A 2,199-nucleotide genomic window follows, 5' to 3' on the forward strand; every position below is an offset into this window, starting at 1 on the left:
GCGGCTTCAGCCCGCGGTGCTCCGGCGTGAAGCAGAACGTGACCGTCACCTCGAACGGCTCCAGCGCGCGCATCTGCCGGTCGAACCAGGCCTCCCAGCCCGGCCGGTAGCTGTCCGCCCAGGAGAGGCCGGTGCGCAGGTGGCGCACGCCGAGGTCCTCCAGCCAGCGCACGCCCGCGTCGAGGCGCGGGTCCTCGAAGTGGAACCACTGGCAGATCCCCAGGCCGGGCGCGAGCGCGGGGAACGCCGCCAGCGCCGGCTTGGGCGTGCCGTCCTCGCGGACGAGCCCCATGTAGAAGTGCCGGTAGTACGACGAGCCCTCCGCCTCGCGGTGGCGGGTGGTGGCGGGCCACGCGCGCGGCAGGTCGAACAGGCTGTACCAGTGGATGCGCGGCGCCTTGCCGAGCAGCAGCTCGGCGGTGCGGCGGAGCCCCCACTCCTGGACCTCCTCCGCGCCGAACGACGAGACGCCCACCTCGGAGATCCACACCGGGAGCCGCACGGCGGAGGTGATCTCGGCGAGCCGGGCCGGCCACTCGTGGATCTGCCAGTGGTTCCAGTCGAGCGGGAACCCGTGGACGGCGACGGCGTCCACCTCGGCGAGCGCACCCTGCGACTCCAGCAGGCGCAGGAAGCCGGCGTCGATGGGCGAGGTGCCGCCCAGCACGCGGGTCAGGCCGGGCCGCTCCGCGCGCACCGCCGCCCCGGCGAGGCGCACCATCTGCGAGAAGCGTCCCCAGCCCGGGTCCGCGCCGAAGTCCCAGTGCGACAGGTTGTTCGGCTCGTTCCAGAGCATCACCGCCTCGATCACGGCGCACCTCCGTCGCGCGGCGTCGCCGGGTACACCGGTCCGCCGAAGGGATCCGGCTCGGCCGGGCGGCACAGGTAGACCTCGGTGCCCGGCACCGGCGCGGGCGCGAACCCGGCCGAGCGGAGCATCGCCTCGACGCAGGCGCGGTTCGGGATCCACCAGTTGGTCTCGTCGTGCGCGTAGCGCCGCTCGACGAAGTGCAGCTTGGGCCAGGCGGGGTGGTCGAAGACCTCGCGCTCCTCGAACGGATAGTCGGGCTCCGCCGGGAGCCGGCCGTTCGAGCCGCGCAGCATGCTCTGGAACACGAGCAGGTCGCCGACCGCGTGCGCGCGCAGGAGGTCGAGCGCGAGCAGCGGGTGGCGCAGGTGGTAGAGCACGCCCATGAACAGCACCACGTCGAAGCGCTCTCCGAGCCGCGCGACGTCGTAGACCGACAGCTCCCGGAGCTCGATCTCGAGGCCGGAGATCTCGGCGGCGAGGCGCGCCTGGGCCAGGTAGCGCGGGTCGAAGTCCACGCCCAGCACGCGGTCGGCGCCGCGCCGCTTCATCTCGAGCGAGAAGAAGCCCGCGTTGCACCCCACGTCGAGCACGCTCCGGCCCGAGAGGTCCTGCGGGAGCGCGGGCGCGATCGCGCGCCAGACCAGGCCCGGGTAGTCGCCGAGGAAGTGGTCCGGCGCCGTGCGCACGCCGCTCAGCTCGAGGTTGTGGAACCACGGCGAGAGCGCGCGCACGCGCGCCTCGATCTCCGCTCGCGTCATCCGCTCCCCATCCCCGGCGCCTCGCCGGCCTCTTCGGGCTCGGGCTGCGGCCCCTCGCGGAGCAGCCGCAGCGCCTGCCGGTACCCGTCGAGCGTCCCGACGTCCACGTAGGCGCGCCCCGCGTGCACCGCCCGCGCCGCGCCGCCGCGCGCCAGCCAGGCGTTGACCAGCGTCCCGACGTACGCGTCGGTCTCGCCGCGCTCCAGGAACAGCGCGTGCAGCTCGGCGAGCACCGCGCCGGTCAGCTTGAAGCCGCCCCACACCCAGCCGGTCGACGGCCGCGCGGCCTTCACCTGCACCTCGCGCACGGCGCCGTCCGGCCCGCCGACCACCGCGTCGAACAGCTCCGGCCGGTCCACCGGGAAGCACAGGAACGAGAGGCCGCCGCCCGGGAGCGCGCGGTAGCCGTCGGCGGGGAACCAGACCGTGTCCGGCAGCCCCACCAGCACCTCGTCCGCTGGCCCCACGAACGGCAGCGCGCGGAACAGCGCGTCGCACAGCCCGGCCGGCCTGGGCTGGACCACGTAGCAGATGCGGGCGCCGCCGACCGCGCCGCCGAAGTACTCGACGATGTCCGACTTGCCCGGCGAGATGACGAAGCACAGCCGGTCGGCGCCGCCGCGGAGCATC

Annotated in this window: 3 protein-coding genes; all 3 read right to left on the bottom strand. The window is 74.5% G+C overall.

The window, feature by feature from the left end:
• Positions 1-796 (bottom strand): hypothetical protein (locus PSR1_RS22980; protein ID WP_059439613.1); only part of this gene is annotated, 796 nt, incomplete at its 3' end.
• An 11-nt stretch (positions 797-807) separates the two neighbouring features.
• On the bottom strand, positions 808-1,569 hold the full coding sequence (locus tag PSR1_RS22985; RefSeq protein WP_059439611.1) for a TIGR04290 family methyltransferase: 762 nt from the start codon (positions 1,567-1,569) through the stop codon (positions 808-810).
• Positions 1,566-2,199, bottom strand: a 634-nt coding sequence (locus PSR1_RS22990) for a nucleotidyltransferase (protein WP_059439612.1), incomplete at its 5' end; no start/stop codon positions are given. The genes PSR1_RS22990 and PSR1_RS22985, both read right to left, overlap by 4 nt.

This window comes from Anaeromyxobacter sp. PSR-1 (assembly GCF_000964525.1).
Classification (GTDB): Bacteria; Myxococcota; Myxococcia; order Myxococcales; family Anaeromyxobacteraceae; genus Anaeromyxobacter.